Source organism: Streptomyces sp. NPDC054956, from assembly GCF_053609185.1.
This window is the reverse complement of sequence record NZ_JBSGXB010000001.1, coordinates 79,041-101,772: the sequence shown is the minus strand read 5'-3', so window position 1 is coordinate 101,772 and position 22,732 is coordinate 79,041. Positions and strand designations below refer to the sequence as shown.

Sequence of the window (22,732 nt, the reverse complement as noted above, 5' to 3'; positions counted from 1 at the left end):
ACCATGCGGCGCGCGGGGGGGGGGGGGGGCGCGCCCCCCCCCCCCCGCGGCCGCCCGCAGGGAATCTTCAGCGCCGGCCCCCCGCCCCCCCCCCCCCACCCCGGGCGGGCCCCCCCGCCCGGGGCGCCCCCCCCCTCTCGCATGTCCGGCGCGGTACGGCAGGATGTGCGCATGACGAAGGTGCACGAGGACAGCCCCGTACTGCCCACCCAGCAGGACGAGGTGGCCGCCGCCGGGAGCGAGCTCATCGGCGGCCCACTGGGCCGCCACGCACGACTGGGCGGCCATTGGCTGACCCCGGTGCGCGTCGTGGTGCTCGTCGCCCTGGGGATGTTCGCGCTCGGCATGGTGCAGAAGCTCCCCTGCTACGACTGGGCCTGGTTCCGCGGGGCCGGCTCCCAGTACACCCACGCCTGCTACTCGGACATCCCGCACCTCTACGTCCTGCGCGGCTTCGCCGACGGCCTCACCCCGTACTTCGACCGGCTCCCCGGGGACATGCAGTTCCTGGAGTATCCGGTGCTCACCGGGCTCTTCATGGAGGTCGCCTCCTGGATGACCCCGGGCAGCGGCTCCATGCAGCACCGGGAGCAGATGTACTGGATGGTCAACGCGGGCATGCTGATGGCCTGCGCCGCCGTGATCGCCGTGTGCGTCGCCCGCACCCACCGCCGCCGGCCGTGGGACGCGCTGCTCTTCGCGCTGGCGCCCGCCTTCGCGCTCACCGCGACCATCAACTGGGACCTGCTGGCCATCGCCCTGACAGCCGCCGCGATGCTCATGTGGTCGCGGGGCCGGGCACTGTCCTTCGGCATCCTGATCGGACTGGCCACCGCGGCCAAGCTCTACCCCGTACTGCTCCTCGGTGCCGCGTTCGTGCTCTGCTGGCGGGCCGGGAAGTGGCGCGCGTTCGGTGCGGCGGCCGGTGGCGCCGTCGCCTCCTGGCTCGTGGTGAACCTGCCCGTCATGCTCTTCGCCTGGGAGGGCTGGACGAAGTTCTACACCTTCAGCCAGGAGCGCCCGATCGACTTCGGCTCGGTGTGGCTGCTGATCTCCCAGCGCGCCGGGACCCCGATCGAGGGCGCCAACACCTACGCGACGGGCCTGACGCTGCTGCTGTGCGCCGGCATCGGCCTGCTGGCGCTGACCGCACCGCGCCGCCCCCGCTTCGCGCAGCTGGCCTTCCTGCTGGTGGCCGCCTTCATCCTGGTCAACAAGGTCTACTCGCCCCAGTACGTACTGTGGCTCATCCCGCTCGCGGCGCTGGCCCGGCCGCGCTGGCGCGACTTCCTGATCTGGCAGGCCGGCGAGGTCGTCTACTTCCTCGGGATCTGGTTCTACCTCGCCTACACGACCAGCGGGGACAAGCACCAGGGTCTGCCCGTGGAGGGCTACCAGCTGGCGATCACCGCGCACCTGCTGTGCACGCTCTACCTGTGCGCCGTCGTCGTACGCGACATCATGCTGCCCGAGCGGGACGTGGTGCGGCGCGACGGCAGCGACGACCCCTCGGGGGGTGTCCTGGACGGCGCCGAGGACGTCTTCGTGCTGGCGCAGACGCCGAAGGCGCCGCAGGACGCGGCGCCTTCGGAGGGACAGCGGGTCGACTGGGGCGCGGGCCCCAGGGACTGACTCAGGCGTCGAGCACCCGGTCGAACTGCGTGGTGGTGTGGCGCAGGTGCGCCACCAGCTCGTCGCCGACCTTCGGCTCGGGAGAGTCCGAGGGCACGAACAGGATCGACACCTGCATGTGCGGCGGCTCGGCGAACCAGCGCTGCTTGCCCGCCCACACGAAGGGCGACAGGTTGCGGTTGACGGTGGCCAGCCCGGCCCGGGCGACGCCCTTGGCACGCGGCATCACCCCGTGCAGGGCCTTGGGAGCCTCCAGGCCGACGCCGTGCGAGGTGCCGCCGGCCACCACGACCAGCCAGCCGTCGGACGCGGCCTTCTGCTGGCGGTAGCCGAAGCGGTCGCCCTTGGCGACGTGGGTGACGTCGAGGACCGAACCGCGGTACTCGGTCGCCTCGTGGTCGCCCAGCCAAAGCCGGGTGCCGATCCGGGCCCGGAAGCGGGTCTGCGGGAACTGCTGCCGCAGCCGGGCCAGTTCCTCGGCCTTCAGGTGGCTGACGAACATGGTGTGCAGCGGCAGCCGCGCGGCGCGCAGCCGGTCCATCCAGCCGATGACCTCCTCGACGGCGTCCGAGCCGTCGGGGCGGTCCAGCGGCAGGTGGAGGGCGAAGCCCTCCAGCCGGACGTCCTCGATCGCCGCGTGCAGCTGGCCGAGGTCCTGCTCGGAGATGCCGTGGCGGCGCATCGAGCTCATGCACTCGATGACCACCCGGGCACCGACCAGGCCGCGGACCCCGTCCACCGAGGACACCGAGCGGATGACCCGGTCCGGCAGCGGCACCGGGTCCTCACCGCGCCGGAACGGGGTGAGGACGAGCAGGTCGCCGCCGAAGAAGTCCTTGATGCTGGCGGCCTCGTACGTCGTACCGACCGCCAGGACGTCGGCGCCCATCCGGTTCGCCTCTTCGCAGAGCCGCTCGTGGCCGAAGCCGTAGCCGTTGCCCTTGCAGACCGGGATCATCCCGGGGAACTGGTCCTGGATCTGCTTCTGGTGCGCACGCCAGCGCGCGGTGTCGACGTAGAGCGTGAGCGCCATGCCCGTCCGGAGCCTCTCTCGAAAAGCTGCGTGGTGCAGCGGTGCGGTGCGGTGTGTGGGGATGGGTGGGGTCAGCGGCGGGACATATACATGTCGAGCGCCTTGTGCAGCAGCTTGTTGAGCGGGAAGTCCCACTCGCCGACGTACTCGACGGCCTCGCCGCCCGTGCCGACCTTGAACTGGATCAGACCGAACAGGTGGTCGTTCTCGTCCAGGGTGTCACTGATGCCGCGCAGGTCGTAGACGCTTGCGCCGAGCGCGTAGGAATCGCGCAGCATCCGCCACTGCATCGCGTTCGAGGGGCGGACCTCGCGCTTGTGGTTGGCGGAGGCGCCGTACGAGTACCAGACGTGCTGGCCGACGGTGAGCATCGTGGCGGCGGCCAGCGGCTCCCCCTCGTGCTTGGCGATGTACAGCCGCATCCGGTTGGGGTCCTCGGAGTTGAGGGCCGTCCACTGGCGCTGGAAGTAGCTGAGCGGGCGCGGGCGGAACTTGTCGCGCTCGGCCGTGATCTCGTACAGGTGCTGCCAGGTCGGCAGGTCGTCGTAGCCGCCCTGGACGACCTCGACGCCGGCCTTCTCGGCCTTCTTGATGTTGCGGCGCCACAGCTGGTTGAAGCCCTTGAGGACGTCGTCCAGCGAGCGGTTGGCCAGCGGCACCTGGAAGACGTAGCGGGGCTGCACGTCGCCGAAGCCGGCGCCCCCGTCCTCGGCCTGCTGCCAGCCCATGCGGCGCAGCTTGTCGGAGACCTCGAAGGCGCGGGGCTCGATCTCCGAAGCCTCCACGTCGCGCAGGCGCTTGACCTCCGGGTCCTGGATTCCGGCCTTGATGGCGGTGGAGTTCCAGCGGCGGATGACGACGGGCGGGCCCATCTTCACGGTGAAGGCGCCCTGCTGCTTGAGGTGCGCCAGCATCGGCTGGAGCCACTCGTCGAGATTGGGGGCGTACCAGTTGATGACCGGGCCCTCGGGGAGGTACGCGAGGTACCTCTTCACCTTGGGCAGCTGGCGGTACAACACGAGGGCGACGCCGACGAGTTCGCCGGACTTGTCGAACCATCCGAGGTTCTCGGAACGCCACTCGTTCTTCACGTCGGCCCACGCCGGGACCTGGCAGTGGCTAGCCGAGGGCAGACTCTGGAGGTAGCCCAGATGCTGCTCTCGGCTGATGGTCCTCAGGGACAGGCTCATGCGGGGGGTCTCCTCCGGCGGCTTCGCTGGCTATGGCGCGAAGCCTACTGCGACAAGGGCGCCACCCATCTGGGGGACAGGCCGGGCCTGGGCCGGTGGGAGGCCGGCGCCCGTCGCGGAGGCACCCGGTCAGCCCAGCCAGCCCCCGAAGAGACCGCCGTGCGCCATGCCGAGGAAGAACCCGATGCCGGCGGCGCCGAGCCCGACGATCAAGGCGAAGCGCTCGCGCGTCGTCGCCGAGATGAACTGCCCGTAGGCACCGGTCAGGATCCCGATCAGTCCCGTCCAGGAGCTGAGCAGGTGCAGGTGGTGGAAGAACGCCGTGACGAACGCCACGGCGCCCAGGATCAGAGTGACCGCCACCAGGGTGTCCTGGAGCGGATGGGGCTTGCCGTCGGTCGCGAAGAGGGAGATCGACGGGGCCGGGGACTGACGTCGCATTGCCTGTGCCATCGGAAAGGCACCTCCTGGCTGCAGCAGAGCGGTGCGGGGGGCCTCCTCCGGCAGGGGCCGGGGGCATAGCACCGAGCACACCCGATGAATACAGATTGTGGCCTCCTGGTGCCGGATTTCAACCGGAAGGAGTCGAGGAGGTAGTCTGTACAGCTGCGCGGTGTCTGCTCTGCAGATGCCGTGCGCACGCATCACGACCCTCCTGCCACGGAACGACCGTGGCCGCTGAGTCCAAAGGAGGTGGGTTCCACATGCGTCACTACGAAGTGATGGTCATCCTCGACCCCGATCTCGAGGAGCGCGCTGTCTCCCCGCTGATCGAGAACTTCCTTTCTGTCGTCCGTGAGGGCAACGGAAAGGTCGAGAAGGTCGACACCTGGGGCCGTCGTCGTCTCGCTTACGAGATCAAGAAGAAGCCCGAGGGCATCTACTCGGTCATCGACCTCCAGGCCGAGCCTGCGGTCGTCAAGGAGCTTGACCGACAGATGAACCTGAACGAGTCGGTTCTCCGGACCAAGGTCCTTCGCCCCGAGACCCACTGAACTTCGGTTCAGCGGTAATCGGGATCGAGTAGCACAGCAGCCCAGCAGCAATCCCCGCCGAGAGGTTCATCCATGGCAGGCGAGACCGTCATCACGGTCGTCGGCAATCTCGTCGACGACCCCGAGCTGCGCTTCACCCCCTCGGGTGCGGCGGTCGCGAAGTTCCGTGTCGCGTCCACTCCCCGCACCTTCGACCGTCAGACCAATGAGTGGAAGGACGGCGAAAGCCTGTTCCTGACCTGCTCGGTGTGGCGGCAGGCGGCCGAGAACGTCGCCGAGTCCCTTCAGCGGGGCATGCGCGTCATCGTGCAGGGCCGGCTGAGGCAGCGGTCGTACGAGGACCGTGAGGGTGTCAAGCGCACGGTCTACGAGCTGGACGTCGAGGAAGTCGGCCCCAGCCTGAAGAACGCCACGGCCAAGGTCGCCAAGACCACCGGTCGCGGTGGCCAGGGTGGATACGGCGGCGGTAACGGCGGTCAGCAGCAGGGCGGCGGCGGTGGCAACTGGGGCGGAGCCCCGGGTGGCGCCGCTCCCCAGGGCGGCGGAGCTCCCTCCGACGACCCGTGGGCGTCCAGCGCGCCGGCCGGCGGTCAGCAGCAGGGCGGCGGCGGTGGCGGTTGGGGCGGAAGCTCCGGCGGCTCCGGCGGTGGCTACTCGGACGAGCCGCCCTTCTAGGGCAGCTCGCACCCCCACTTCTTGATTTCACAGGAGAGACACAATGGCGAAGCCGCCTGTGCGCAAGCCTAAGAAGAAGGTCTGCGCTTTCTGCAAGGACAAGACCGCGTACGTGGACTACAAGGACACGAACATGCTGCGGAAGTTCATTTCCGACCGCGGCAAGATCCGTGCCCGCCGCGTTACCGGCAACTGCACGCAGCACCAGCGTGACGTCGCCACGGCCGTCAAGAACAGCCGTGAGATGGCACTGCTGCCCTACACGTCCACCGCGCGATAAGGAAAGGGTGACCGAATAATGAAGATCATCCTGACCCACGAGGTCTCTGGCCTCGGCACCGCCGGCGATGTCGTCGACGTCAAGGACGGTTACGCTCGCAACTACCTGGTCCCGCGTGGTTTCGCGATCCGCTGGACCAAGGGTGGCGAGAAGGACGTGGCGCAGATCCGCCGCGCCCGCAAGATCCACGAGATCGCGACCATCGAGCAGGCCAACGAGTTCAAGGCCAAGCTCGAGGCCGTCAAGGTCCGTCTGGCCACCCGCGCGGGTGACGCCGGTCGTCTCTTCGGTTCCGTCACGCCCTCCGACATCGCCACGGCGATCGAGGCGTCCGGTGGCCCGAAGGTCGACAAGCGCCGCGTCGAGCTGGGCTCCCCGATCAAGACCCTCGGTTCGTACCAGGTCTCCGTGCGTCTGCACGCCGACGTGGCCGCGAACGTGGGCATCGAGGTCGTCGCCGCCTAAGGGCTGCGCATGAAGGGCCGCACCCCTCCGGGGTGCGGCCCTTCGTCGTTTCCGCGGCTTTCGGCAGGGGCGGGGCCCGTGGGGCGGTGCCGGGGCCGATGTTTCACGTGAAACATCGGCCTGTTTCACGTGAAACATCGCTCGGGGCCGCGCCGGCCCGGCGGCCCACCTGCCCGGGCGGACTACCGGGTCGCCCCGGCGACCAGCCAGCGGCCCGAGCGGGCGCGCAGCTGGAGGGTGGCCATCCGGACCAGCATCATCAGCGTCATGGCGCACCAGAGGGCCGTCAGACCGCCTCCCAGGGCCGGTACGAGCAGTGCGGCCGGGGCGAAGACGGCGAGGGTCACCAGCATGGCCCAGGCCAGGTAGGGGCCGTCGCCCGCGCCCATCAGCACGCCGTCGAGGACGAAGACGATCCCGCAGACGGGCTGGGAGAGTGCCACCACGAGCAGGGCGGGCAGCAGGGCGCTCTCGACCGCTGGGTCGCTGGTGAAGAGCGGGATGAAGACGGGCCGGGCGATGACCACCAGGAGGCCCAGTACGACGCCGGAGGCGATCCCCCACTGCACCATGCGACGGCAGGCGGCCTTGGCCCCCTCGGTGTCGCCCGCGCCGAGGTACCGGCCGATGATGGCCTGCCCGGCGATGGCGATCGCGTCCAGGGCGAAGGCGAGCAGGCTCCACAGGGAGAGCAGGATCTGGTGGGCGGCGATGTCGGCGTCGCCGAGGCGGGCGGCCACGCCGGTCGCGATCATCAGGACCCCGCGCAGGGAGAGGGTGCGGACCAGCAGTGGTGCGCCGGCCTGTGCGCAGGCCCGGATTCCCGCCGCGTCGGGACGCAGGGAGGCGCCGTGGCGGCGGGCGCCGCGAACGACCACGAAGAGGTAGGCGGCGGCCATGGCGCACTGGGCGATGACCGTGCCCCAGGCCGAACCGGCGATGCCCAGGCCCGCGCCGTAGACGAGTACGACGTTCAGGACCGCGTTGAGGGTGAAGCCGCCGATCGCGACGTAGAGCGGGGTTCGGGTGTCCTGGAGGCCGCGGATGACTCCGGTGGCGGCGAGCACCACGAGCATCGCGGGGATGCCGAGGGCGGAGATCCGCAGATAGGTGACCGCGTACTCGGCCACGGCGTCGGAGGCCCCGAAGAGGGAGACCAGGAAGGGCGCCGTGGGCAGCAGCAGGGCGATGACGGCCGCGCCGAGCAGCAGGGCGAGCCAGATGCCGTCCATGCCCTGCCGGATGGCGGCCTGGAGGTCGCCCGCGCCGACGCGGCGGGCCACGGCCGCGGTGGTGGCGTAGGCGAGGAAGATGAAGACGCTCACGCCGGTGCTGAGGAGCGCCGCGGCGATGCCCAGACCGGCCAGCTGCGGTGTGCCGAGGTGCCCCACGATGGCACTGTCGGCCATGACGAAGAGGGGTTCGGCGACGAGCGCGCCGAAGGCGGGGACCGCGAGCGCGAGGATCTCGCGGTCGTGTCGTCTCGGGGCAGCCTTCGGTGCTGCGGGGGCCTGTCTCATGTGCTCAATCTAATCTTCCACAGGTAATAGACACAAGGGCTATTAGATCCTTACTCACGCGTCGATTCGCGCGTTCGTCCCACCTCATTGGAGGCGATCTTGAGACAGTGGCGAAGTTTTTTCCCCCGACTGCCCCGTGGAGAGAGAAATCGCAGGTCAAGTGGGGTGGACGGGTAGGTCGGGTGATTTTGTCCACAGCGTCGTCCCCCGGTCCGTGCACAGCTTCCGGGGACTTACCCACAGCATTGGCGCCGTCATCCACACCTCATCCACACAGCCTGTGGATAACAAGATTGGCTGACGTCGCTCTCGGCTCTACCGTGGTTCGTTGCCCGACTCGCCGATTGCCGATTCGGGTGCCCCAAATGTCAGAGCCGTGTCGTAGAAAGAGTGACACGGCGAGGTCCGCGTTGCGGACGGGAGGAGGCGGCCCGGTGAGCATGCCCGAGCCCATGGACGACCCTTGGGCCGACAGCGGTCCAGGTGACCGTCTGCCCGCCCGTTCACGCCGCGGCGGCGAAGGCCGGGGCCGCGGGGACGACCAGCAGGACCGGGGCCGCGAGGGCGGCTCCTGGGACGGTGGCGGCGGCGGTTTCGAGCGGGTCCCGCCCCAGGACCTCGACGCCGAGCAGTCCGTCCTGGGCGGCATGCTGCTGTCCAAGGACGCCATCGCCGACGTGGTCGAGGTCCTCAAGGGCCACGACTTCTACCGCCCGTCGCACGAGACGATCTACCAGGCCATCCTCGACCTGTACGCCAAGGGCGAGCCGGCTGACCCGATCACCGTCAGCGCCGAGCTGACCCGGCGCGGCGAGATCAGCAAGGTCGGCGGGGCCCCGTACCTCCACACGCTGGTCCAGTCGGTCCCGACGGCGGCGAACGCCGAGTACTACGCGGAGATCGTCCACGAGCGGGCGGTCCTGCGCCGGCTGGTCGCGGCCGGTACGAAGATCACGCAGATGGGCTATGCCGCCGACGGGGACGTCGACGAGATCGTCAACAGCGCCCAGGCCGAGATCTACGCCGTCACCGAGCAGCGGACCTCCGAGGACTACCTGCCGCTGGGCGACATCATGGAGGGCGCCCTCGACGAGATCGAGGCGATCGGTTCGCGCAGCGGCCAGATGTCGGGCGTTCCGACCGGCTTCACGGACCTGGACTCCCTGACCAACGGTCTGCACCCGGGCCAGATGATCGTCATCGCCGCCCGTCCCGCCATGGGCAAGTCCACCCTCGCGCTGGACTTCGCCCGCGCCTGCTCCATCAAGGCCAATCTGCCCAGCGTCATCTTCTCCCTCGAAATGGGGCGCAACGAGATCGCGATGCGCCTGCTCTCGGCGGAGGCGCGGGTGGCCCTGCACCACATGCGTTCCGGCACGATGACGGACGACGACTGGACCCGGCTGGCCCGCCGGATGCCGGACGTCTCCGCCGCCCCGCTCTACATCGACGACTCGCCGAACCTGTCGATGATGGAGATCCGCGCGAAGTGCCGCCGCCTCAAGCAGCGCAACGACCTCTCGCTCGTCGTCATCGACTACCTCCAGCTGATGCAGTCGGGTGGTTCGCGCCGGCCCGAGAGCCGCCAGCAGGAGGTCTCGGACATGTCGCGAAACCTGAAGCTGCTGGCGAAGGAGCTGGAGGTCCCGGTGATCGCGCTGTCCCAGCTGAACCGTGGTCCCGAGCAGCGCACCGACAAGAAGCCGATGGTCTCCGACCTGCGCGAGTCCGGCTCGATCGAGCAGGACGCCGACATGGTGATCCTGCTGCACCGCGAGGACGCGTACGAGAAGGAGTCACCGCGCGCGGGCGAGGCGGACCTGATCGTCGCGAAGCACCGAAACGGCCCCACCGCGACCATCACCGTCGCCTTCCAGGGCCACTACTCGCGCTTCGTGGACATGGCCAACACGTAGGGGTTCCCGGCGTCTTCGGCGGATGATTGCGATCATGACATTCGAACCGACGCGGAAAGCGGGACCCGACAGCGCCATGGACATCGCACCCGAGGACCTCGCCCTGCTTCCCGCGACCAGGCGGGCGCTCCTGCACCGGATCGCGGTCGCGCAGCGCGAAGGCCGGGCGCCGTCCCTGGTGGCGGCCGTGGTGCGGGGCGGAGAGGTGGTCTGGGAGGGCTCCCGGACCATGGTCGAGGGGCACGGGCCCGACGGGAACGTGCAGTACCGGATCGGGTCGATCACCAAGACCTTCACCGCCGTTCTGGTGATGCGGCTGCGCGACGAGGGGCTGCTGCGGCTGGCCGACCCGGTGGAGAAGTTCCTGCCGGGAACGGGCGTCGGCGAGGTCACCGTCGGGCAGTTGCTGTCCCACACGAGCGGGCTGGCCGCCGAGACGCCCGGTGAGTGGTGGGAGCGGACGGCGGGCACCCTGCGTCCGGAACTCTCGGACGTCCTGGGCGAGGAGCCCTTCCGCTTCGAGCCCGGACTGCGCCACCACTACTCCAACCCGGGCTACACGCTGCTGGGTTCGCTCGTGGAGGCCCTGCGCGGAAAGCCGTGGGAAGAGGTGCTCCGGACCGAACTGCTGGAACCGCTGGGCCTGGAGCGCACGTCGGCACAGCCTTCGGCCCCGCACGCGGGCGGCTGGGCGGTGCACCCGTGGGCGGACGTGATGATGCCGGAACCGCTGGAGGACCTCGGACTCATGGCCCCGGCCGGTCAGTTGTGGTCCACCACGACCGACCTGGCGAAGTTCGCGGCCTTCCTCGTACGGGGCGACGAGCGCGTGCTGGGCGCCGGGTCGCTGCGGGAGATGCGGACGTCGGCCACTCCCCCGGAGCCCGGCCTCGCCGAGTTCGGGTACGGGCTCGGGCTGCAGCTGACGCAGAGCGGCGGGCGCCGGCTCGCCGGCCACACCGGCTCGCTGCCCGGGTTCCTCGCGGGTCTGTGGCTCAGCGAGGAGGACGACGTGGCCGCGGTGGTGCTGGCCAACTGCACCTCGGGGCTCCCGGCCGCGACGGTGGCGGCCGATCTGGTGGGCATCGTCGCGGAGGCCGAGCCGCGCGTGCCCGCACCGTGGCGGCCGCTGCGGGAGGCCGATCCGGTCGCGCTGGAGCTGTGCGGCCCCTGGTACTGGGGTACGTCGGCCCAGGCCGTACGACTGACCTACGAGGGGTTCCTGGAGCTGGGCCCGGTGGGCGGGAACGGCCGCTCGGCCCGGTTCCGGCCGGAGCCGGACGGCAGCTGGACGGGCCTGAACGGCTACTACGCGGGAGAGTCGCTGCGGGCCGTACGGCGGCCGGACGGGTCGGTCAGCCACCTCGACCTCGGCTCGTTCGTGTTCACCCGCGAGCCGTACGACCCCCAGGCCCCGGTGCCCGGCGGGGCCGACCCGCAGGGCTGGCGGGGCATCGGATAGGTCCGCCCTCCGCCCCGACCGGAGCGACTTCCCTCACGCCGATACGAGTTCACGCTCCAGCGGGGTGCGGAAGCGCGGGGTGACGCGGGCCTCCCCCAGCCAGGAGGCGAGCCGCGCGGCCTCGGCGGCGATCGCCTTCTCGGCGGCGCGGCCGGGGTCGGCCAGCAGCCGTTGGACGATCTCGCCGTCGGCGCGCTGGGCCCAGCCGCCGACGATCTCGCCGTTCCACCACACGGTGGGGCCGATGTTGCCGGCGTGGTCGAAGAGGGCCGGGCGGTGGGCGGGGTCGAGGTGGAAGCCGCGGTCCGCCCAGCCCATCGCGCTCGGGTCGAGGGCGGGCAGCAGGGCGGCCCAGGGTCCCGGGTCGGGTTCGGGACCGGTGTCGCCGGGGCCGACGAGCGCGGTGGTGCCGTCCTCGAGCCGGACCTCCTCGGGGCCCACGGCCGCGAGGGCCTTGCGGACCTCGGTGAGGGTCCAGCCCGTCCACCATTTGAGGTCGGCCTCGGTGGCCGGACCGTAGGAGTGCAGCCAGCGGCGGACGATCTCGGCACGGGCCTCGGCCGGCGGCACGGCGGGCCAGGGCTCGGTGTGGACCCAGCGGTACTGGCTGGAGGTCCAGGAACCCCTCGGCCGGTGGCGGCGGATCCGGCCGTCGGCGGCCAGCAGACGGATGACACGGGTGGCGACACCGGTCTCGGTCTCGTACTTCTTGCCCCGGCCGTAGACGAACTTCTGGCGCAGCGCGGGGACGGCCGTGGAGAGCTGGCTACCGGTGGAGGGGCCGTGGGCGTCGAGCGCGTCCAGTACGGCGCTCTCCACCCGGGCCAGCCAGTCGGCGTCGAGGCCCTGACCGTCCTCGTCGAGGTGTTTGAGGAAGGTGCGGCGCTCCTTGAGGGCGATGCCCCGGGCGGTGGAGGCGTCGACGTACGGGGCGAGTTCCGTGGAGACGGCGAAGAGCGTGTTGCGCATGCTGAGCAGCCGGACGAGGCTCACTTCCTCGTACAGGGCCCGCTCGATCGTGAGGGGATCGCTCTCGGCCAGGCGGGCCCGGGCCGAGAGGAAGACGGTCGAGGCGTCGGTGGCGTGGAAGGCGACCACCGCGTCGGCGGCCCGGGGCACATCGGCGGCGCGGGCCGAGGGCGCGAGGCGGTGCCTGAGGCCGAGCCGGTTGCGGCGCTCGGCGGTGGTGATGAGAGGGAGGCTGCTCATCCTCCCGATCGTAGGCCGGGCCACCGACGGTGGCCCGGCCCACGCACGGTTGCTCAGAGCTGGAGTTTGAACCCGACGTGGGAAGCCGTGAAGCCGAGCCGCTCGTAGAAGCGGTGGGCATCGGTGCGGGTCACGTCGGAGGTGAGCTGGACGAGCAGGCAGCCCTCCGCGCGGGACCGCTCGACCGCCCACTCGATGAACCGCGTACCGAGCCCGCTGTCGCGTTCGTCGGCGTGGACGCGCACGCCCTCGATGATCGAACGGGTACTCCCCTTGCGGGAGAGTCCGGGAACGATCGTCAGCTGGAGGGTGCCGACGACGCGGCCGTCGCGGACGGCGACGACCACGTGCTGGTGGGGGTCGTCCACCAGCCGCTCGAGCGCCTCCTCGTAGGGGGCGAGGTCGTCCGGGGACTCCCGGGTCGCCCCGAGCGGGTCGTCGGCCAGCATCGCGACGATCGCGGGCAGGTCCGCCTGTACGGCCGGGCGGATGAGCAGGTCGGAGTCGTTGTCAGGCATGGTCCGGTGCTCCTCGCTCAGCCCGCGGCCACGGTGATGGGCGCCCAGCGGCGGGTCCAGTCACCGGGCAGTCCGGGGATGTCCCGTGTCATGACGGCGTTGAAGGTGACGGAGTCCAGGCCCCGGTCCTTGAGCCAGTCGAGCAGTTCCTCGTGGCGGACGTCGACATCGGTCCGGAGCGGCCGGTCGGTGGTCGCGGCCAGGGCAGTGACCAGGGCCCGGGCCGAGGCGGTGTCCCGGGCGACCAGGGGGCCGATGACATGGGTCTGCATATTGGGCCAGAGGGCGCCGTAGCCGGTCAGCTCGCCGGCGGAGTCCTCGGCGACGAACAGCCGGTCCGTGAAGGCGGGCAGCCGGGTGATCAGGTGCGTCCGGTCGGCGCCGAAGACCTCGGCGTCCAGGCGGAGGATTCCCGGGATGTCCTCGGCAGTGGCCGGGCGGATCGAGCCGGAGTCCTCGGGGGAAGCGATGTCCTCCGGGCGGAAGACCCCCCGGAGCATCTCGGCGCGGCCGGTGGTCTCGAAGCCGAGTTCCTCGTAGAGGGGGCGGCCGTAGGGGGTGGCGTGCAGGGTGAGCGGGACGCCCTTGAGGACGTCGTCGCAGATGTACTTCATCAGGTACCGGCCGAGTCCCCGGCGGTTGTAGCGGTCGGCGACGAGGACCATGCCGACGGCTGCGAGTTCGGGATCCTCCTGGGAAGGGCCGTACCGGGTGATCACGCAGGCTGCGGCGAGTCCCTGTCCGTCGGGGGCGTCGATGCCGTAGCCGTGGCCGGCGGTGAGCAGCAGTCCCCACTTGTGGTCCTCGCGGGGCCAGCCGCGGTCTTCGGAGAGATCGGCGCAGTGGCGGAGGTCGTCCACGGTCAGTGCGCGGATCGGGAGGTCTGTGAGGTGTGGTGGTGTCACGGGCCCAGCCTGGTTCATCGGCCGGGGCCCGGTCCAGGGGATTTGCGGGTCGATGTTTCACGTGAAACATCCACCCGGCTCGGCTCCGTGCCGGTCGATGTTTCACGTTAAACATCGACCGGAGGCCGCCGGCGGGTGCCCCGGAACCCCCTGTCTCGCGGGCAGGGGAGGTACTAGCCTCGATGGCTATGACGCTCCTGCACCTGTTCGACCTCGACGGGACCCTGATGTACGGCTCGGCGGCGCCGGTCGAGATCTCCCGCCAGCTCGGCCTGTCCGAAGAGATCGCCGCGCTCGAGCGGAGTTTCGCCGCGCGGGAGATCGGGCCGCACCAGTTCGCGCTGGCGGCCCAGAAGCTCTGGACGGGCCTGACTCCGGGGCACGTCCGGACGGCGTTCGAAGGGGCGCCGTGGATCAACGGGATCAAGGAAGTCTGGCAGGAGATCCGGGAGCGCGGGGACTGCTGCGCGGTGGTCTCGCTGTCGCCCTCGTTCTTCGTGGAGCTGCTGCTGGAGTGGGGTGCGCACGCCGCGCACGGCTCGGTCTTCCCCGAGGTCCCCTTCACGCGGCCCGTGGACGTGGCGGGGATCCTGACCCCCGAGGCCAAGGTGACGGTGGCCGACCGGCTGTGCGAGCGGTTCGGCGTGACCCGCGCGGACTGCGTCGCGTACGGGGACTCCAGCACCGATGTGGCGCTCTTCGAGGTCGTGCCGGTCTCGGTGGCGGTGAACGCCCGGCCGTATCTGGCGGAGCGGGCCACCCACGTCTACGAGGGCCGGGACCTGCGGGAGGCATACCAGCTGACGGGGGTGGCACGCACGGGAGTTGAGGCATCTTAAGGGGAAAGTGGGTTCGAAACGCGGATTTCCCGCATTTCCCCGCAAGCTCTGGGGCGGGCTGGCACGCTGTGAAACCCGGAACCACGGATTCGAAGGCCGTGGCGCGTGCAGACCTACCGAGATGCTCGAAGCGAGGCACCGCATGGACGCTCCGCCCACCAGATCGGCAAGACGGGGCACGGCCCGGATACCGTCCGGGGACGGTGCGCCCGAGCCCTCCCCCGATGCCGTCCTCATCCGCCGGACCCTCGCGGAGATCGCGCCCGTAGCCGACAAGGTCACCTCCTACTTCTACGCCCTGGTGTTCACCGGGCACCCGGAGGTGCGGGGGATGTTCCCCGCGGCGATGGACGCCCAGCGCGACCGGCTGCTGAAGGCGTTGCTGACCGCCGCCGAGCACATCGACGACCCGGAGGTCCTGACCGCCTACCTGCGCCGGCTGGGCGCCGGGCACCGCAAGTACGGAACCCAGGCGGTGCACTACCCGCCGGTGGGAGAGGCCCTGATCGGGGCGCTGGCCCGGTACGCGGAGGCCACGTGGGGGCCGGAGACCGAAGCCGCCTGGGCACGGGCGTACACCGCGATCTCCCAGATCATGATCGACGCGGCGGCCGAGGCGGAGACCACGGCGCCGCCCTGGTGGCACGCCGAGGTGGTCTCGCACGATCTGCGCACCTCCGACATCGCGGTGCTCACCGTCCGCCCCGACCAGCCGTACCCCTTCCTCGCGGGCCAGTACACGAGCCTGGAGACCCCGTGGTGGCCCAGGGTGTGGCGGCACTACTCCTTCGCCTCGGCCCCGCGCGCGGACGGTCTGCTGTCCTTCCACGTGAAGGCCGTTCCGGCGGGCTGGGTCTCCAACGCGCTGGTACGGCACGCCCGGCCGGGCGACGTACTGCGGCTCGGGCCGCCCGCCGGATCGATGGTGGTCGACCACAGCACCGACAACGGCATGCTGTGCCTGGGCGGAGGGACCGGCATCGCCCCGATCAAGGCCCTGATCGAGGACGTGGCCGAACACGGCGAACGACGCCCGGTCGAGGTGTTCTTCGGGGCGCGCAGCGACAACGACCTGTACGACAAGGACACCTTGCTGGGGCTGCAGCGCTCGCACCCCTGGCTGTCGGTGCGCCCGGTGGTCTGCGACGAGGGGCTGGCCGGGCAACTGCCGCAGGCCATCGGCACCCACGGGCCCTGGAGCTCCTACGACGCGTTCATCTCGGGGCCGGCCGCGATGATCCGCAGCGGGGTGGACGCGCTGAAGCGGATCGGGATTCCCGGGGAGCGCATCCGGCACGACGCCGTGGAGGAGCTGGCGGGCGTCGCCGGGTGATTCCGGCCGGCGCCCGCGGTCGGCCGGGTCAGCCCAGGTCGGGGGCGTGCATCGCACGCACGCCTTCGATGTTGCCGTCGAGGTAGTGGCGGAGGGACAGCGGGACGAGGTGGACCGCGGCGATGCCGACGCGGCTGAAGGGCACGCGGACGATCTCGTACTCGCCCTCCGGCTCGTCGATCTCCGGGCCGTGCCGCTGGCTGGGGTCCATGGATTCGAGGTGGCAGACGAAGAAGTGCTGGACCTTGACTCCGGTCACACCTCTGTCGGCGATGTGCTCGACGGTGTCGACGAAGCAGGGCACGACATCGGTGATCTTCGCGCCGAGTTCCTCGTGGAGTTCTCGGTGGAGGGCGTCGACGACGGTGAGGTCCGAGGGTTCCACGCCTCCGCCGGGGGTGAGCCAGTAGGGATCGATGCCGGGCTTGGTGCGCTTGATGAGGATCAGGTCGTCACCGTCGAGCAGGATCGCGCGGGCGGTGCGTTTGACCACTGGACGTTCGGTCATGGGAGAAGAGTGGCCCAGACTTCCGCTTCTGAAACGCGTGCCCTCGAAACCCGCGCCCGTGGGGCCGCCGGGGCGGAGGGCGGGAGGTCCGAGCCACCGGGCGGGAGGCTCGGACCGGCCCCGTCGTGCGGGCGGCCGTTCAGGCCTCCGAGGCCGCCACGTCGAGGGCCCGCAGTACGTCCGCGACCAGGTCCTGGGTGTCCTCGGCCCCGGCGGAGAAGCGGATGAACCCCTCCGGCACGTCGTCCCCGCCCCACCGCCGGCGCCGCTCCGCGGTGGACCGTACGCCGCCGAAGCTGGTGGCGTCCTCCACGAGGTGCAGCGCGGCCATGAACCGTTCCGCGTGCGCGCGGTCGGCCAGGGTGAAGGAGACGACCGAGCCGAAGCCCCGCATCTGCCGGGCGGCCGTCTTGTGGGAGGCGTCCGAGGGCAGACCGGGGTAGCGCAGCCCGGTGACGTCGGCGCGGTCGGCGAGGGCCTCGGCGACGGCGAGCGCGTTGGCCCACTGGCGCTGGGCGCGCAGCTGGATGGTGGACAGGGAGCGGTGGGCGAGCCAGGCCTCCATGGGACCGGGGATCGCGCCGACCACCTTGCGCCAGCGCCGGATGCCGGCGGCGAGCTCCGCGTCGCGGCAGACCACGTAGCCGAGCAGCAGGTCGCCGTGACCGGTCAGGCCCTTGGTGCCGCTGGCCACCGAGAAGTCGGCGCCCAGTTCCAGGGGGCGCTGGCCGAGCGGGGTCGCGAGGGTGTTGTCGACGGCGACCAGGGTTCCGCCGGCGTGCGCCGCGTCCACGAGGCGTCGTACGTCGCAGACGTCGAGCCCGGGGTTGGACGGGGTCTCCAGCCACAGCAGCCGGGCCCCGTCGAGCACGGAGAGCTGGGCGTCGTCGCCGGTGGGGGCGGTGCGCACGTGGACCCCGTACGCCTCCAGCTGCTCCCGGACGAGCGGCAGGGCCTGGTAGCCGTCGTCGGGCAGGACGACGGTGTCGCCGGCGCGTGCCTGGGAGAGCAGGACGGCCGAGACGGCGGCCATGCCGGAGGCGAAGACGACGGTGTCCACCCCGTCCAGGCCCGGTGCCTCCAGTTCCCCGATGGCCCGTTCCAGCAGGGTCCAGGTGGGGTTGGTGTCGCGGCCGTAGGCGTAGGGGCCCTCCACGTCGCCGGGGAGGTGGAAGTGGGCGGCGAAGACCGGACCGGGCAGGGGCGGCTCGTTCTTCACGGGCTCGGGCAGGCCGGCGCGGACGGCCACGGTGCCGTCGCCGAACCCCTGGGACCGCGGGGGCGCGCTGTCGGGTGCGCTCATGGGGTGTGCTCCTTCACGGCTTCGCGTACGGCGGCCAGCAGGCCGGGGCTCGCCGCCTCGACCAGGTCCAGGCACTCCTCGAAGCCGGCGACGGGACCGTAGTAGGGATCGGGTACGTCGCCCTGCCCGGCCGGGGCCGCCGGGTCGTAGGACCGCAGCAGCCGGACCTTGGCGGCGTCCTCGGGAGTGGGGGCGAGGGCCCTCAGGTCGCGGAGGTGACCGGCGTCGAGCGCGATGACGAGGTCGAGACCGGCGAACCAGGAGGCCCGGAACTGGCGGGCCCGGTGGGCCTGCTCGTACCCGGCGGCCTCCAGGACGGCGACGGCGCGCGGGTCGGCGCCGTCACCCTCGTGCCAGCCGCCGGTGCCGGCGCTGTCGACCTCGACCCGGTCCGCGAGCCCGGCGTCGGCCACGTGGGAACGGAAGACGGACTCGGCGATGGGCGAGCGGCAGATGTTGCCGGTGCAGACGAAGCACACGCGGTACACGGGCGGCCGCCGCTTCAGTTCTTGTCGGGCAGGACCATGTTCACGGCCCAGGAGACGATGGAGATGATCAGGGCGCCCACGACCGCGGTCCAGAAGCCGTCGACGTGGAAGCTGAGGTCGAACTGCTTCGCCAGCCACGAGGTCAGCAGCAGCATCGCCGCGTTCACCACGAGGGTGAACAGGCCGAGGGTGAGGATGAACAGGGGCAGCGAGAACAGCTTCACCACGGGCTTGACGATGAAGTTGACCAGGCCGAAGATCAGCGCGACCAGGAGCAGAGTGACGGTGCGGCGGCCCAGGCTGCTGCCGTCGTCCAGGGTGATGCCGGCGAGGAGCCAGATGGCGACGGCCAGGGCTGCCGCGTTGGCGAGCGTCTTGACTACGAAATTCGTCATGTGTCTGATCGTTGCAGAGATGGTCCCGCTGGAACATCAGCTGATCTGCGGATGCCGGCGGTACGAGAGAGCACAAGGGGTACAAAGACGATGAAGGCCTTCCGGCTGACCGAGCTCGAGGCCGAGCGCGCCGCGAACGAGGGTGCCTATCTGCAGTTCCTGCGCGAGCGGAACATGTCGGTCGGGCTCTACGCGCTGGACGCCGGGCAGAGCGATCCCCAGCAGCCGCACGGCCAGGACGAGGTGTACTTCGTCGTGAGCGGCCGGGCCTCGATCACCGTCGGGGAGGAGACGACGACGGTGGCCAACGGGAGCGTGGTCTACGTCCCGGCCGGGGTGCCGCACAAGTTCCACCACATCACCGAGAACCTGAAGGTGATGGTGGTCTTCTCCCCGCCGGAGGCCTGAACCGGCAGGCCGGCTCAGGGTTCGTGGCCCGATCCCCCTAGGGGGCGGATCAGGGGACTGCGAGGGCTCGCGGGCCCCCGCCGGCAGCCGTGGCCTCCTAGCATCGAGAGCAGGAAGTCACGGACAAGGAAGAGGTTGGGACATGGAAGGCATCCGAGGGATATTCGAGGGCACCCCCTGGTGGGTCAAGTGGGTTGCCGTTCCGCTGCTGGTGCTCTTCGTCTTCGGCGGTGTGATCACCACCGTCCTGGGCGCGCTGATCAGCTTCCTGTTCAAGGCGCTCCTCCTCGTGGCCCTCGTCGGCGGACTGCTCTTCGTCGTGAAGAAGTTCACCGGGAGCGGCTCCAAGTCCTCCGCCGGAGAGTGGTAGGAAGCGGACGTCCCGGGCGGCATCGGGATTAACCCAGCTGAGGGAACGTGCAGCGCTAAACCGCTCACAGCCCGGGAATCGGCGGATAGAGTGGCAATCTGTGCCGTTCCCTGGGCACCGAAAGCCGGTACTGCCGCCCTGACCTGCGGTCCTTCACCACAGCCGCCGAGCACGACCCCCAGGAGTCACGGCACACGCGGGGGCGGCCCCCGCAGGGTGGGCCCCCGAGGCCCGCTGCCATGCCTGGGGGTGAGCTTTGTCTTCGGTTCACAACGCCGGTGTGCCGACCCTGATCGGTTCGGTGCAGAGGGCGCTGAGGCTGCTCGAAGCGGTCGGCTCCCATAGCGAGGGAGCCCCGGCGAAACAGTTGGCGCGCGAGGCCGGGCTCCCGCTTCCCACCGCGTACCACCTGCTGCGCACCCTCACGCACGAGGGCTACCTGCGCCGCGAGAGCGGCGTCTTCGTCCTGGGGGACGCCGCGGGCCGGCTGGCGGGCGGCGGACTCCAGCAGAAACGTCGCAGCATGATCCTCGACTCCCTCGCGCACTTCCGCGACGCGGTCGGGGCCCCCGTCTACTTCGCGGTCTACCGCGAGGGTGAAATCGAAGTCGTCGGCGTATCGGACACCGCGGCCAACCCGGCCTGCGAGGAGTGGGCCGACTTCCGCGAGACCGGCCACGCGCACGCCATCGGGCAGTGCCTGCTCGGCCAGCTCGACGAGAAGGCGCGCAAGGACTACTACGACCGCCACCCCGTCTCGGCCATCACCCCCTACACCGTCAGGGACATGAGGTCCCTGGAGCAGCGGATCGGCTCCATGGAGCGGATGCAGCCGGTGACGGAGCGTCAGGAGTACTCCCTGGGGACGGTGTGCGCGGCCATCCCCATCACCGCCGGCGATACAGCGGCAACCATGGCGATTTCTCTCCCTCTGCACCAGGAAAATCGATTGCTGTATGCGGTCGATCGGCTACGGAGTGAAGTAGGCGCGCTGTTGAGCACCCTCTCGTTCTCTATCAGTATCTGAAAACTCACTCCTTGTGATCTGCAAGCGCTTACACCACTCTTGTCAAGAGGGCCTTGGGGGATCATTCCTGGCCACTTCCACTACAGCGGGGTAGGCAATGCGCGAGTCGGTACAGGCAGAGGTCATGATGAGCTTCCTCGTTTCCGAGGAACTCTCGTTCCGGATCCCGGTGGAACTCCGGTACGACGCTCGGGACCCCTATGCGGTCCGCCTGACCTTCCACCTTCCCGGAGATGCGCCCGTGACCTGGGCGTTCGGCCGGGAACTTCTTCTCGATGGCATCAACAAGCCGTGCGGTGACGGCGACGTCCACATCGCTCCGACCGATCCGGAGGAGCTGTCCGATGTCCACATCCGCCTGCAGGTGGGTGCGGACAGGGCTCTCTTCCGTGCGAGCGCGGCGCCGCTCGTGGCGTTCCTCGACCGCACCGACCGCATCGTTCCGCTCGGCCAGGAGCGCAACCTCGGGGACTTCGAGGAGAACCTCGACGAGGCGCTCGACAAGATCCTGGCCGAGTCCCAGCAGAACGAGCAGAACGCGGGCTGACCGCACCCGAGCGGCACCGCATCGGGCGGCACCGCATCGGGCGGCACCGCATCGAGCGGCACCGCATCGGGCGGCACCGCCTCACGGCATGACCGCAGCACCGCATGACGCACAACGCATGACGCACAACGCATGACGCATTACGGCTCAGCGTGCCGACGCGCTGAGTGCTCCACATCGCCGTTCCTCGCGACCGGCCGTGCGCGCGAACTGACCAGTCGCGCCCGCCGGTCCGCCTTTCAGCGCTTGCGCCGCCGGCCCCGGCCGCCGCGCAGCGGCCCCGAGGCCGCCGCGGCCGCCGGGGCCGGCGCGCGGTCGGCGGAAACCACCAGCGCGGCCAGCGCCGTGGTCACGGGTACCGAGGCGACCAGTCCGATCGAGCCCACGAGGGTCCGTACGATCTCCTCCGCGACCAGCTCGCTGTTGGCCACCGAACCCATGCTGCTGTTCGCGATCGAGAACAGCAGGAGCAGCGGCAACGCCGCGCCCGCGTAAGCCAGTACCAAGGTGTTGACCACGGAGGCGATGTGGTCGCGGCCGATGCGGATGCCCGCCCGGTACAGGCCCCGCGGCCCCATCGAGGGGTCGGCCTGGTGGAGTTCCCAGACCGCCGAGGTCTGGGTGACCGTCACGTCGTCGAGTACGCCCAGCGATCCGATGATGACACCAGCAAGCAGCAAACCGCTCATGTCGATGTCGGGGTAGAGCCCGTGGATCAGCCCCGTGTTGTCGTCGGTGTTGCCGCTGAGGAACGCCCAGCCGATGAACAGCGAGCCCAGCAGCCCGATCAGCAGCAGTGACACGAGCGTGCCGAGGACCGCGACCGAGGTGCGGGCCGTCAGACCGTGGCACATGTAGAGCGCGATCAGCATGATCGCGCTCGCCCCGACCACCGCCACGACCAGCGGGTTCGAGCCCTGGAGGATCGCGGGGAGGATGAAGAGGGTCAGTACGGCGAAACTGACGGCGAGGGCGACGAGCGCGAACAGCCCGCGCATCCGCCCGACGAGGACGACCGCGAGGGCGAAGACGCCGGCCAGCAGGGCCATCGGGAACTTGCGGTTCACGTCGATCACGGAGTACTGGAGGTCGCGCGGCGCGTCCGGAGCGTAGGCGACCACCACTTCCTGACCCTTCGCCAACTGCCGTGGCGCGCCGGGCTGGACGATCTCGGTGAACTCGCGCCCCTTGTCCGGGCCGGAGCCCACCTGGACAGTGGCCTTCTTGCAGTCACCGGTCTGCGCGGCCACGGCCTCGCGGCCCTCGGGGGTGGAGGTGTCGCCGGTGGCGGGCACCTGCGCGGCGTTCACGGATTTGCAGTCGACACGCTCCAGCGAGACGACCGTGGCCTGCTGGGTCTGCCGGTCGAATCCCACGCCGGTGCGCTCGTGGGCCGGGGCTCCGCCCGGCCACAGCACGGCCATGCCGATCACCACGGCGGCGGCGAAGGGGATCAGTACGGCCGCGATCACCTTGCGCAGGTGCTTCGAGACGGGGGCCGCCGGGCCGTGGCTGTGGGAATGCCCGTGGGAGTGCCCCGGCTCCGGGTGCGCGTGGCCGGTGTGGGCGCCGTGGGCGGTGGGCTCGGTGGGCTCGGTGGGAGGATGCGGCGAGGACGTCACCGGCTGATCATCGCAACAGATGAGGGGGGCCCACTGTTCAGCACGCCACAGATGACGCTAGCGTGGGGGCTACTTTGCACAACGCGGGAGCT

General features: G+C 70.5%; 25 protein-coding genes. 13 read left to right on the top strand and 12 right to left on the bottom strand.

What is annotated here, in order from left to right; all coding sequences use genetic code 11:
- Positions 1-171: 171 nt before the first annotated feature.
- The gene (locus tag ACWGDE_RS00465) at positions 172-1,632 is read left to right on the top strand and encodes a glycosyltransferase family 87 protein (RefSeq protein WP_453386715.1); all 1,461 of its coding nucleotides are present in this window, start codon (positions 172-174) and stop codon (positions 1,630-1,632) included.
- A gap of 1 nt (position 1,633) precedes the next feature.
- Here ACWGDE_RS00465 and ACWGDE_RS00460 read toward each other — a convergent pair whose 3' ends face one another.
- From ACWGDE_RS00460 to ACWGDE_RS00450, 3 genes are all read right to left on the bottom strand, one after another.
- Positions 1,634-2,665 carry an alanine racemase gene (locus tag ACWGDE_RS00460; protein ID WP_453386714.1) on the bottom strand — a complete coding sequence of 344 codons (1,032 nt, stop codon included), beginning with the start codon at positions 2,663-2,665 and terminating at the stop codon, positions 1,634-1,636.
- Positions 2,666-2,736: 71 nt separating this feature from the next.
- Entirely contained in the window at positions 2,737-3,855 is a 1,119-nt protein-coding gene (locus tag ACWGDE_RS00455) for a lipid II:glycine glycyltransferase FemX (protein ID WP_453386713.1), read from the bottom strand.
- 129 nt (positions 3,856-3,984) lie between these two features.
- The gene (locus tag ACWGDE_RS00450; protein WP_453386712.1) at positions 3,985-4,308 is read right to left on the bottom strand and encodes a hypothetical protein; all 324 of its coding nucleotides are present in this window, start codon (positions 4,306-4,308) and stop codon (positions 3,985-3,987) included.
- Between the two features lie 251 nt (positions 4,309-4,559).
- Here ACWGDE_RS00450 and rpsF point away from each other — a divergent pair, with 251 nt between their 5' ends.
- The 4 genes from rpsF to rplI all read left to right on the top strand — a co-directional run bounded on the left by rpsF (position 4,560) and on the right by rplI (position 6,270).
- Entirely contained in the window at positions 4,560-4,850 is a 291-nt protein-coding gene (gene rpsF / locus ACWGDE_RS00445) for a 30S ribosomal protein S6 (RefSeq protein WP_004950685.1), read from the top strand.
- 72 nt (positions 4,851-4,922) lie between these two features.
- Entirely contained in the window at positions 4,923-5,525 is a 603-nt protein-coding gene (locus ACWGDE_RS00440) for a single-stranded DNA-binding protein (RefSeq protein ID WP_453386711.1), read from the top strand.
- Positions 5,526-5,568: 43 nt separating this feature from the next.
- On the top strand, positions 5,569-5,805 hold the full coding sequence (gene rpsR / locus ACWGDE_RS00435; protein WP_005315025.1) for a 30S ribosomal protein S18: 237 nt from the start codon (positions 5,569-5,571) through the stop codon (positions 5,803-5,805).
- Positions 5,806-5,823: 18 nt separating this feature from the next.
- Positions 5,824-6,270: a 50S ribosomal protein L9 gene (gene rplI / locus ACWGDE_RS00430; RefSeq protein ID WP_214947419.1), complete on the top strand. Its 447-nt coding sequence runs from the start codon at positions 5,824-5,826 to the stop codon at positions 6,268-6,270.
- Positions 6,271-6,452: 182 nt separating this feature from the next.
- Here the strand turns inward: rplI and ACWGDE_RS00425 are convergent, their stop codons facing one another.
- Complete coding sequence (locus tag ACWGDE_RS00425; protein WP_453386710.1) at positions 6,453-7,790, bottom strand: MATE family efflux transporter; 1,338 nt, start codon at positions 7,788-7,790, stop codon at positions 6,453-6,455.
- Positions 7,791-8,242: 452 nt separating this feature from the next.
- Between ACWGDE_RS00425 and dnaB the strand changes: the two genes are divergently transcribed.
- Both dnaB and ACWGDE_RS00415 read left to right on the top strand, forming a co-directional pair.
- Complete coding sequence (dnaB, locus tag ACWGDE_RS00420) at positions 8,243-9,706, top strand: replicative DNA helicase (RefSeq protein WP_453386722.1); 1,464 nt, start codon at positions 8,243-8,245, stop codon at positions 9,704-9,706.
- 76 nt (positions 9,707-9,782) lie between these two features.
- A complete protein-coding gene (locus tag ACWGDE_RS00415; RefSeq protein WP_453386721.1) occupies positions 9,783-11,168 on the top strand; it encodes a serine hydrolase domain-containing protein in 1,386 nt (461 codons plus the stop codon).
- A 33-nt stretch (positions 11,169-11,201) separates the two neighbouring features.
- Here the strand turns inward: ACWGDE_RS00415 and ACWGDE_RS00410 are convergent, their stop codons facing one another.
- From ACWGDE_RS00410 to ACWGDE_RS00400, 3 genes are read right to left on the bottom strand one after another with little or no spacing between them, the layout of a single operon-like run.
- Positions 11,202-12,377, bottom strand: coding sequence for a winged helix DNA-binding domain-containing protein (locus ACWGDE_RS00410; protein ID WP_453386709.1), 1,176 nt, complete (start codon positions 12,375-12,377; stop codon positions 11,202-11,204).
- Between the two features lie 53 nt (positions 12,378-12,430).
- A complete protein-coding gene (locus ACWGDE_RS00405; protein ID WP_453386708.1) occupies positions 12,431-12,895 on the bottom strand; it encodes an N-acetyltransferase family protein in 465 nt (154 codons plus the stop codon).
- Between the two features lie 17 nt (positions 12,896-12,912).
- The gene (locus ACWGDE_RS00400) at positions 12,913-13,800 is read right to left on the bottom strand and encodes a GNAT family N-acetyltransferase (protein ID WP_453386707.1); all 888 of its coding nucleotides are present in this window, start codon (positions 13,798-13,800) and stop codon (positions 12,913-12,915) included.
- Positions 13,801-13,988: 188 nt separating this feature from the next.
- Between ACWGDE_RS00400 and ACWGDE_RS00395 the strand changes: the two genes are divergently transcribed.
- Both ACWGDE_RS00395 and ACWGDE_RS00390 read left to right on the top strand, forming a co-directional pair.
- Positions 13,989-14,639 carry an HAD family hydrolase gene (locus tag ACWGDE_RS00395; RefSeq protein ID WP_453386706.1) on the top strand — a complete coding sequence of 217 codons (651 nt, stop codon included), beginning with the start codon at positions 13,989-13,991 and terminating at the stop codon, positions 14,637-14,639.
- Positions 14,640-14,760: 121 nt separating this feature from the next.
- Complete coding sequence (locus ACWGDE_RS00390) at positions 14,761-15,972, top strand: globin domain-containing protein (RefSeq protein WP_453386705.1); 1,212 nt, start codon at positions 14,761-14,763, stop codon at positions 15,970-15,972.
- A gap of 28 nt (positions 15,973-16,000) precedes the next feature.
- Here the strand turns inward: ACWGDE_RS00390 and ACWGDE_RS00385 are convergent, their stop codons facing one another.
- From ACWGDE_RS00385 to ACWGDE_RS00370, 4 genes are all read right to left on the bottom strand, one after another.
- Entirely contained in the window at positions 16,001-16,480 is a 480-nt protein-coding gene (locus tag ACWGDE_RS00385) for an NUDIX domain-containing protein (RefSeq protein ID WP_453386704.1), read from the bottom strand.
- Positions 16,481-16,619: 139 nt separating this feature from the next.
- Positions 16,620-17,783 carry a cystathionine gamma-lyase gene (locus tag ACWGDE_RS00380; protein WP_453386703.1) on the bottom strand — a complete coding sequence of 388 codons (1,164 nt, stop codon included), beginning with the start codon at positions 17,781-17,783 and terminating at the stop codon, positions 16,620-16,622.
- Positions 17,780-18,271, bottom strand: coding sequence for a low molecular weight protein-tyrosine-phosphatase (locus tag ACWGDE_RS00375; protein WP_453386702.1), 492 nt, complete (start codon positions 18,269-18,271; stop codon positions 17,780-17,782). The genes ACWGDE_RS00380 and ACWGDE_RS00375 overlap by 4 nt, the downstream gene beginning before the upstream one ends.
- Positions 18,272-18,285: 14 nt before the next feature.
- Positions 18,286-18,666 carry a phage holin family protein gene (locus ACWGDE_RS00370; RefSeq protein WP_453386701.1) on the bottom strand — a complete coding sequence of 127 codons (381 nt, stop codon included), beginning with the start codon at positions 18,664-18,666 and terminating at the stop codon, positions 18,286-18,288.
- Between the two features lie 90 nt (positions 18,667-18,756).
- Here ACWGDE_RS00370 and ACWGDE_RS00365 point away from each other — a divergent pair, with 90 nt between their 5' ends.
- The 4 genes from ACWGDE_RS00365 (at position 18,757) to ACWGDE_RS00350 (ending at position 21,018) form a co-directional block, all read left to right on the top strand.
- The gene (locus ACWGDE_RS00365; protein ID WP_453386700.1) at positions 18,757-19,074 is read left to right on the top strand and encodes a cupin domain-containing protein; all 318 of its coding nucleotides are present in this window, start codon (positions 18,757-18,759) and stop codon (positions 19,072-19,074) included.
- A gap of 151 nt (positions 19,075-19,225) precedes the next feature.
- Positions 19,226-19,444 carry a DUF5326 family protein gene (locus tag ACWGDE_RS00360; protein ID WP_453386720.1) on the top strand — a complete coding sequence of 73 codons (219 nt, stop codon included), beginning with the start codon at positions 19,226-19,228 and terminating at the stop codon, positions 19,442-19,444.
- 289 nt (positions 19,445-19,733) lie between these two features.
- On the top strand, positions 19,734-20,471 hold the full coding sequence (locus ACWGDE_RS00355) for an IclR family transcriptional regulator (RefSeq protein ID WP_453386719.1): 738 nt from the start codon (positions 19,734-19,736) through the stop codon (positions 20,469-20,471).
- A 97-nt stretch (positions 20,472-20,568) separates the two neighbouring features.
- Positions 20,569-21,018, top strand: coding sequence for an SsgA family sporulation/cell division regulator (locus tag ACWGDE_RS00350; protein WP_243331178.1), 450 nt, complete (start codon positions 20,569-20,571; stop codon positions 21,016-21,018).
- A 239-nt stretch (positions 21,019-21,257) separates the two neighbouring features.
- Here the strand turns inward: ACWGDE_RS00350 and ACWGDE_RS00345 are convergent, their stop codons facing one another.
- Positions 21,258-22,640, bottom strand: a complete 1,383-nt coding sequence (locus tag ACWGDE_RS00345) for a YibE/F family protein (protein WP_453386699.1) — start codon at positions 22,638-22,640, stop codon at positions 21,258-21,260.
- Between the last annotated feature and the right edge of the window lie 92 nt (positions 22,641-22,732).

Bases quoted from the DNA above. Each gene is read 5' to 3' on its own strand.
- ACWGDE_RS00465 (WP_453386715.1), top strand. From the start codon at position 172: ATGACGAAGGTGCACGAGGACAGCCCCGTACTGCCCACCCAGCAGGAC.
- ACWGDE_RS00460 (WP_453386714.1), bottom strand. From the start codon at position 2,665: ATGGCGCTCACGCTCTACGTCGACACCGCGCGCTGGCGTGCGCACCAG.
- ACWGDE_RS00455 (WP_453386713.1), bottom strand. From the start codon at position 3,855: ATGAGCCTGTCCCTGAGGACCATCAGCCGAGAGCAGCATCTGGGCTAC.
- ACWGDE_RS00450 (WP_453386712.1), bottom strand. From the start codon at position 4,308: ATGGCACAGGCAATGCGACGTCAGTCCCCGGCCCCGTCGATCTCCCTC.
- rpsF (WP_004950685.1), top strand. From the start codon at position 4,560: ATGCGTCACTACGAAGTGATGGTCATCCTCGACCCCGATCTCGAGGAG.
- ACWGDE_RS00440 (WP_453386711.1), top strand. From the start codon at position 4,923: ATGGCAGGCGAGACCGTCATCACGGTCGTCGGCAATCTCGTCGACGAC.
- rpsR (WP_005315025.1), top strand. From the start codon at position 5,569: ATGGCGAAGCCGCCTGTGCGCAAGCCTAAGAAGAAGGTCTGCGCTTTC.
- rplI (WP_214947419.1), top strand. From the start codon at position 5,824: ATGAAGATCATCCTGACCCACGAGGTCTCTGGCCTCGGCACCGCCGGC.
- ACWGDE_RS00425 (WP_453386710.1), bottom strand. From the start codon at position 7,790: ATGAGACAGGCCCCCGCAGCACCGAAGGCTGCCCCGAGACGACACGAC.
- dnaB (WP_453386722.1), top strand. From the start codon at position 8,243: ATGGACGACCCTTGGGCCGACAGCGGTCCAGGTGACCGTCTGCCCGCC.
- ACWGDE_RS00415 (WP_453386721.1), top strand. From the start codon at position 9,783: ATGGACATCGCACCCGAGGACCTCGCCCTGCTTCCCGCGACCAGGCGG.
- ACWGDE_RS00410 (WP_453386709.1), bottom strand. From the start codon at position 12,377: ATGAGCAGCCTCCCTCTCATCACCACCGCCGAGCGCCGCAACCGGCTC.
- ACWGDE_RS00405 (WP_453386708.1), bottom strand. From the start codon at position 12,895: ATGCCTGACAACGACTCCGACCTGCTCATCCGCCCGGCCGTACAGGCG.
- ACWGDE_RS00395 (WP_453386706.1), top strand. From the start codon at position 13,989: ATGACGCTCCTGCACCTGTTCGACCTCGACGGGACCCTGATGTACGGC.
- ACWGDE_RS00390 (WP_453386705.1), top strand. From the start codon at position 14,761: ATGCTCGAAGCGAGGCACCGCATGGACGCTCCGCCCACCAGATCGGCA.
- ACWGDE_RS00385 (WP_453386704.1), bottom strand. From the start codon at position 16,480: ATGACCGAACGTCCAGTGGTCAAACGCACCGCCCGCGCGATCCTGCTC.
- ACWGDE_RS00380 (WP_453386703.1), bottom strand. From the start codon at position 17,783: ATGAGCGCACCCGACAGCGCGCCCCCGCGGTCCCAGGGGTTCGGCGAC.
- ACWGDE_RS00370 (WP_453386701.1), bottom strand. From the start codon at position 18,666: ATGACGAATTTCGTAGTCAAGACGCTCGCCAACGCGGCAGCCCTGGCC.
- ACWGDE_RS00365 (WP_453386700.1), top strand. From the start codon at position 18,757: ATGAAGGCCTTCCGGCTGACCGAGCTCGAGGCCGAGCGCGCCGCGAAC.
- ACWGDE_RS00350 (WP_243331178.1), top strand. From the start codon at position 20,569: ATGCGCGAGTCGGTACAGGCAGAGGTCATGATGAGCTTCCTCGTTTCC.